Genomic DNA, 7,172 nt, shown 5'->3' on the forward strand with positions numbered 1-7,172 from the left:
AATGGAGGCTCTTCATGAGCGCTGTTATCACGCCTGCAGCTTTTACCGATTACAAAGTCGCCGACATGTCCCTGGCTGCCTGGGGTCGTCGCGAAATCATCATCGCCGAATCCGAAATGCCAGCCCTGATGGGTCTGCGTCGCAAATACTCTGGCGAACAGCCATTGAAAGGCGCAAAAATCCTCGGCTGCATCCACATGACCATCCAGACTGCCGTGCTGATCGAAACCCTGGTTGCCCTGGGTGCCGAAGTGCGCTGGTCGTCCTGCAACATCTTCTCGACCCAGGACCAGGCCGCTGCCGCCATCGCCGCCGCCGGTATCCCGGTATTCGCCTGGAAAGGCGAGACCGAGCAGGAGTACGAGTGGTGCCTGGAGCAGACCATCCTCAAGGATGGCCAGCCATGGGACACCAACATGATCCTCGACGACGGCGGTGACCTGACCGAGCTGCTGCACAAGAAATACCCATCCGTGCTGGAAAACGTCCATGGCGTGACCGAGGAAACCACCACCGGCGTGCACCGCCTGCTGGACATGCTGGCCAAGGGCGAATTGAAAATCCCGGCCATCAACGTCAACGACTCGGTGACCAAGAGCAAGAACGACAACAAGTACGGCTGCCGTCACAGCCTCAACGACGCCATCAAGCGCGGCACCGACCACCTGTTGTCGGGCAAGCAGGCGCTGGTGATCGGCTACGGTGACGTGGGCAAGGGTTCGTCCCAGTCCCTGCGTCAGGAAGGCATGATCGTCAAGGTGTCCGAAGTCGACCCGATCTGCGCCATGCAGGCTTGCATGGACGGTTTCGAACTGGTTTCGCCGTTCATCGACGGGATCAACGACGGCACCGAAGCCAGCATCGACAAGGCGCTGCTGGGCAAGATCGACCTGATCGTGACCACCACCGGCAACGTCAATGTCTGCGATGCCAACATGCTCAAGGCCCTGAAGAAGCGCGCCGTGGTCTGCAACATCGGTCACTTCGACAACGAAATCGACACCGCTTTCATGCGCAAGAACTGGGCATGGGAAGAAGTTAAGCCACAGGTCCACAAGGTGCACCGCACCGGCACCGGCAGCTTCGACCCACAGAACGACGACTACCTGATCCTGCTGGCCGAAGGCCGCCTGGTGAACCTGGGCAACGCCACCGGTCACCCAAGCCGCATCATGGACGGTTCGTTCGCCAACCAGGTCCTGGCCCAGATCTTCCTGTTCGGCCAGAAATACGCCGACCTGTCGCCGGCCCAGAAAGCCGAGCGCCTGACCGTGGAAGTACTGCCCAAGAAACTCGACGAAGAAGTGGCCCTGGAAATGGTCCGCGGTTTCGGCGGCGTGGTCACCAAGCTGACCAAGCAACAGGCTGACTACATCGGCGTCACCGTCGAAGGCCCGTTCAAGCCGCACGCGTACAGGTACTGACAGCAGCTGCAAGCTTCAAGTCCCAAGCGGCAAGTAAGAGCAGTGTGTTTACTTGCGATTTGGGCTTGGAGCTTACTTCTTCATCGTTATTACACAGCCGCGAGCTGCCAGCTTAAAGCACAAGAATCCGGCACAACCGCCCTCTTGCAGCTTGTAGCTTGCAGCTTGTAGCTGGGAGCTCCGACCATGCCCCAAGACCGTCGCTACAGCTTCGAGTTCTTCCCGACGAAGACCGATGCTGGGCATGAAAAACTGATCGCCACTGCCCGCCAGTTGGCCAGCTACAACCCCGACTTCTTCTCCTGCACCTATGGCGCCGGCGGTTCGACCCGTGATCGCACCCTGAACACCGTGTTGCAGCTCGAAAGCGAAGTCAAAGTTCCCGCTGCCCCTCACCTGTCCTGCGTCGGCGACAGCAAGGACGACCTGCGCAGCCTGTTGACCCAGTACAAGGCCGCCGGCATCAAGCGCATCGTTGCCCTGCGTGGCGACCTGCCGTCGGGCATGGGCATGGCCAGCGGTGAGCTGCGCCACGCCAACGAACTGGTGAGCTTCATTCGTGAGGAAACCGGCGAACACTTTCACGTCGAAGTGGCTGCGTATCCGGAAATGCACCCGCAAGCGCGCAACTTCGAAGACGATCTGCGCAATTTCGTGCGCAAGGCCAATGCTGGCGCCAACAGTGCCATCACCCAGTATTTCTTCAACGCCGACAGTTATTTCTACTTCGTCGAACGTATCCGCAAGCTGGGCGTCGACATTCCTGTCGTGCCGGGAATCATGCCGATCACCAACTACAGCAAGCTGGCGCGCTTCTCCGACGCGTGCGGTGCAGAAATCCCACGCTGGATTCGCAAACAACTGGAAGCCTATGGCGATGACTCCTCAAGCATCCAAAGCTTCGGCGAGGAAGTCATCACACAAATGTGTGAGCGTTTGTTGCAAGGCGGCGCACCGGGGCTGCATTTCTATACCCTTAACCAGGCCGAGCCCAGCCTCGCGGTATGGAACAACCTCAAGCTGCCGCGCTGAATTGACTTAATGCGGTGGTACAAAGAGGCCTTGGCGAAAACCAAGGCCTTTTTTTTAAGCACAGACATCTGGAGGATCGCAGTAGATGCCCAATGGTCACAGGCTAACGACCCCACAACTCATTTATCTGGTCTACGGGGCCGAAACCTACCACCAGGAAGCGTTGTTCAGCATCGCCAGCGCGTTGGCCGGCCTGCGCAAGACGCCGGACGAAGCCTTGGATATCCAGGTGTTCACCGACAATCCCGCACCGTACGCAGGGCTGCCGGTGCGTTTGCGCCCATTGGACAATGAAACCCGCCAGGCCTGGATCGAACCCCACGGGTATCACTTCCGTGCCAAGCACGTGGTGATGCGCAAAGTGCTCGAAGAAGCCGAAGTGGCGCTGCTGATCGACACCGACACTTTTTTCCATTGCTCCCCCCTCGAACTGTTTCGTCGCGTCCAGCCTGGTACATTGCTGTGCAATGCCTTCGGCCTGACGTATGGCGCCAACAAAGACGCCGGGCTTTACCTGACACTGGCCGACACATTGCACCAGCGGCAGTTGGCGGACGACGACATGCCCTTGCTGAACTCCGGGGTCATTGGTCTCAACTGCGCCGACGCGTCAGTCCTGGATCGCTCGATCGCCCTGATGGATGAACTGTATCCATTGGCGAAGGGTGCCTACACGCTGGAAGAGTTCTGCCTTTCGGTAGCGGCCTATCGCTCGGTGCAAGTGCGCGAATGCCCGGACCTGATCCACCACTATTGGAGCCGCAAGCAGCTGTTTCGCGCCAAGACCAAAGCCTGGCTCGCCAAACACGGTGCCGCACCGACTTGCCACAAAGCCCTGGATGAAACCGGCCAAGTCACCGCCACCCTGCCTCGGCCGCCGACCTTCCAACGCCTGGCCTACAAGTTCATCACCCTGGGGCTGCCCGGCCATAAACGCCAGTTCATGCGCGAGATCCTCTATGGCTGCTATCGCCATACCAACGAGTTCGACCAGGCCTGCGCCCCGGTCTGGTGGGAAAAAGCCCTGGAAAACGTCGAAAATCGCCTGGAAAAGTCGCTGCAGGACCATGAACTCAAACGTTGGCTCGATCATCCGCTGATTCGTCTCGTGCTGGGTGAGCGCCGCGAAGCCATCTATGCGCACCTGATGCAGGCAAAAGGCAAGTAGTGGCCTGCGCGGTGAGTTCGCTGGTTCAAATTCGCAGAAGTTGACTCACTAGCCAAACAGCCACCAGGGCACAGGCCAGAGCGCTCTAGCTATTTGATAAGCTCTCGTCGTAACCTCAGGCCCATGCCTGTCATTGTCCAGCTGCTGACCGCCCTTCTTCTCTTGTGCCTGAGCGTGACCGCTCAGGCCGAGAAGTTGCGCATTGTCACCGAACCCTGGGCGCCTTATGTCTACGAAGAGAACGGCAAGAAGCTCGGCCTGGACTACGAAGCCACGGCCATTGTGTTCAAGCGCCTGGGCATCGACGTGGAATGGCAGTTCCTGCCCTGGAAGCGGTGCCTGGCAATGCTGGAACAAGGGTTGGCGGACGGGGCGCTGGACATTTTCCACAGCGATGAGCGCGATGCCCTGTTGCTTTACCCCAGCGAACCGCTGTCGGACGTGGAATTCGTGATGTTCTACGCCAACGCCCGCCCCCATCCGTTTCGCACGCTCGACGACTTGGGCGGCCTGACCGTCGGCACCTCGCCCGGTTACCTGTACAGCCAGGCCTTCAGTGAGTCGACCCTGTTCAAACGTGAAGCGGCGCCCACCCATGAAGCCAACTTCGGCAAGTTGCAACTGGGCCGGATCGACCTGCTCATCACCGACCGCAGGGTCGGCCGACATCTGCTCGAACAAATGCAATTGGGCGACCAGATCACCGAAAACCCGGAGGTGGTGAGCCGTCAAAGCCAATACCTGGCGGTGCGGCGCAATGCCGGGATGGATTTGCTGGTGCAACGCTTCAGTGCCGAACTCAAGCGTTTCAAGCGCGAACCAGCCTATGCCGAACTGAGCGCCCGCTACGGCGCAGGCGCCATGACCAAGGCCACACCGCCCAGTCGGGCCAGCACTGAAATAAACCGTTGAGCAGCAGGAAAGCGGCGCGGGGCGTTTGCTCTGTTATACTCCGGCCTTCCCGCCAGGCTCACGCCCGGACGCCCGGTCTTGCAAAAGGCATCCCGACACCGCTACAGCGCAGCCTACAGCCCGCGCGAGCCTTGTCCGGACCCGCCTTCGAGACCCGGCAGGACCGGACGGGATGACGTCTTTTGGTTGAACGTCATTCGCGCCCGGCAAGACTATCCCATTGGGCCAGGCCCTCACTAAAACAGGATTACTCATGTCCTTTGCTTCCCTCGGTCTCTCCGAGGCTTTAGTCGGCGCCATCGAAGCCGCCGGCTATACCCAGCCTACCCCGGTGCAACAGCGGGCCATTCCCGCCGTGTTGCAAGGTCGCGACCTGATGGTCGCGGCGCAGACAGGTACTGGTAAAACCGGTGGTTTCGCCCTTCCGATCCTGGAGCGGTTGTTTCCCAACGGTCACCCAGACAAATCCCAGCGTCATGGCCCGCGCCAACCGCGCGTACTGGTCCTGACCCCTACCCGCGAACTGGCGGCCCAGGTACACGAGAGCTTCAAGGTCTACGCTCGCGACCTGAAGTTCGTCAGCGCCTGCATTTTTGGCGGCGTCGGCATGAACCCCCAGGTCCAGGCCATGTCCCGTGGCGTCGATGTACTGGTGGCCTGCCCCGGTCGCTTGCTGGACCTGGCCGGCCAGGGCAGCGTCGATTTGTCCCACGTTGAAATCCTCGTGCTGGACGAAGCCGACCGCATGCTCGACATGGGCTTCGTCCATGACGTGAAGAAAGTCCTCGCCCGCCTGCCCGCCAAGCGCCAGAACCTGCTCTTTTCGGCGACGTTCTCCAAGGACATCACCGACCTGGCCGGCAAGCTGCTGCACAACCCGGAGCGCATCGAAGTCACGCCGCCGAACACCACGGTCGAGCGTATCGAGCAACGTGTGTTCCGCCTGGCGGCCAGCCACAAACGTGCCCTGCTGGCGCACCTGATTACCGCCGGCGCCTGGGAACAGGTCCTGGTCTTCACCCGTACCAAGCACGGCGCCAATCGCCTGGCCGAGTACCTGGACAAGCACGGCCTGCCAGCCGTGGCGATCCACGGCAACAAGAGCCAGAACGCCCGCACCAAGGCCCTGGCCGACTTCAAGGCCGGCGAAGTGCGCATCCTCGTGGCCACCGACATCGCGGCCCGTGGCCTGGACATCGACCAGTTGCCCCACGTGGTCAACTTCGAGCTGCCGAACGTCGATGAAGATTACGTTCACCGTATCGGCCGTACCGGCCGTGCCGGTCGTTCGGGCGAAGCGATCTCGCTGGTCGCGCCGGACGAAGAAAAGCTGCTCAAAAGCATCGAGCGCATGACCAAGCAGAAAATTGCCGACGGTGACCTGATGGGCTTCGATGCCAGTACCATCGAAGCCGAGAAGCCTGAAGTGCGCGAACGTCCGGATGTGCGTAATCCGCGCAATGCCCGTGGCCCACGGGGCGACGGTCCGAACGGCGGTGGCGGCGGCGGTCGCAAAGACAAAGGCAAGGACAAGGGCAAGGAGAAATCGGCCAGCAACAGCAATGGCCGCGGCGAACGCCCTGCCCGCGAGCAGAAGCCTCGCGAAGGTACCCCAGCCCGTGAGCAGCAGCGCCCGGCTCCGCGCGCCGCAGCCGATCGTGCGCCGGACGAGTTCCTGGATGACGATGTCGATAACTTCGGTAACCGCGTCGACTACGTGCCGCAGCAGAAACCGGCCCAGGGCCGCGGTCGTCGTCCGGGCGCCCCGGCACAGGGCGCAGGTGCAGGCGCTCCGCGCGGTGGCCAGCCACAGGGTCGCCAGAACGGTCCGCGCAACAGCAACGGCTCGTCTACCGGCACACCACCGGCCAAGCGCAGCGGCCCACGCAACGGCGCCCCACGTGACGGCCAGGCCCGCCGCGACGACACCCGCCCGCGCCGCCCGGCCCGTGACGACCAGCCTCGCCAGGAACCGGCCGTGCAGAACCCACGCAGCAACCAGCCGAAAATCATGCACAAGGAATCGAAAGCCGATCGCTTCCCGACACCTGAGCAGCTGGATCAACTGCCAAGCCGTCCACGGGGCGAAAAACCGGCATTGCTGACACGCAATCGCTGAGTTTTTCCAAGCCGTGAAAAAGCCCCGGGTCTCGCGACCCGGGGCTTTTTTTGGCCCGACACATTCCCAATGGGGGAGCGAGCTTGCTCGCGATAGCGGTATGTCAGTCAACATCAAGTCGACTGGTAAGACGCCATCGCGAGCAAGCTCGCTCCCACAGGGTTCTCTGTGTTGCCCGAATCCGCGTAATCGGCATAGGGGACGGCCTTCATAGGCCGTTCCCCTGCCACACCACCCGGCATGCGGGTCCGCACCGGGCGGTTCGAGAGATTGAGGTCAGGAGAGACGCGGTAAACCCGTTCTGTCGAACCACGCTATATCGAGCACTCGGTTGAGTTCAAGAGCGCTATTGCGCCACCAGCAGCGAGAGCTTCCCGCCACTTTGCGAGCAGTAGCCTCACCTGCACCCAACCTGCGTAGCTCTCGATAGATCGTTGAACTACGCCGCCATTGCTTGAGCTGGATTGCTCGTAGTCGGTGTCGTATCCATTCATCTAACTCTCGCCAGATTCTGGGA

The 7,172-nt window shown here is 61.2% G+C and carries 5 protein-coding genes and 1 pseudogene; 5 read left to right on the forward strand and 1 reads right to left on the reverse strand.

Going from position 1 to position 7,172, the window contains the following annotated elements:
• The first annotated feature begins 14 nt into the window (after positions 1-14).
• The 5 genes and pseudogenes from ahcY to BLP82_RS28755 all read left to right on the forward strand — a co-directional run bounded on the left by ahcY (position 15) and on the right by BLP82_RS28755 (position 6,655).
• Complete coding sequence (gene ahcY, locus BLP82_RS28735) at positions 15-1,424, forward strand: adenosylhomocysteinase (protein ID WP_092176598.1); 1,410 nt, start codon at positions 15-17, stop codon at positions 1,422-1,424.
• A 186-nt stretch (positions 1,425-1,610) separates the two neighbouring features.
• Positions 1,611-2,456 carry a methylenetetrahydrofolate reductase [NAD(P)H] gene (metF, locus tag BLP82_RS28740; protein ID WP_092176601.1) on the forward strand — a complete coding sequence of 282 codons (846 nt, stop codon included), beginning with the start codon at positions 1,611-1,613 and terminating at the stop codon, positions 2,454-2,456.
• Positions 2,457-2,541: 85 nt separating this feature from the next.
• Entirely contained in the window at positions 2,542-3,624 is a 1,083-nt protein-coding gene (locus BLP82_RS28745) for a hypothetical protein (protein WP_092176606.1), read from the forward strand.
• Positions 3,625-3,747: 123 nt separating this feature from the next.
• Positions 3,748-4,555, forward strand: a pseudogene (locus BLP82_RS28750) (substrate-binding periplasmic protein); the annotation flags it as partial.
• Positions 4,556-4,789: 234 nt separating this feature from the next.
• A complete protein-coding gene (locus BLP82_RS28755; RefSeq protein WP_092176614.1) occupies positions 4,790-6,655 on the forward strand; it encodes an RNA helicase RhlE2 in 1,866 nt (621 codons plus the stop codon).
• Between the two features lie 276 nt (positions 6,656-6,931).
• On the opposite strand, the gene BLP82_RS31790 is transcribed toward BLP82_RS28755, so the two are convergent.
• The coding region (locus BLP82_RS31790; RefSeq protein WP_371914155.1) for a group II intron maturase-specific domain-containing protein at positions 6,932-7,172 on the reverse strand (241 nt) is incomplete at its 5' end.

The organism is Pseudomonas sp. NFACC37-1, assembly GCF_900101575.1.
Taxonomy (GTDB): domain Bacteria; phylum Pseudomonadota; class Gammaproteobacteria; order Pseudomonadales; family Pseudomonadaceae; genus Aquipseudomonas; species Aquipseudomonas fluorescens_AA.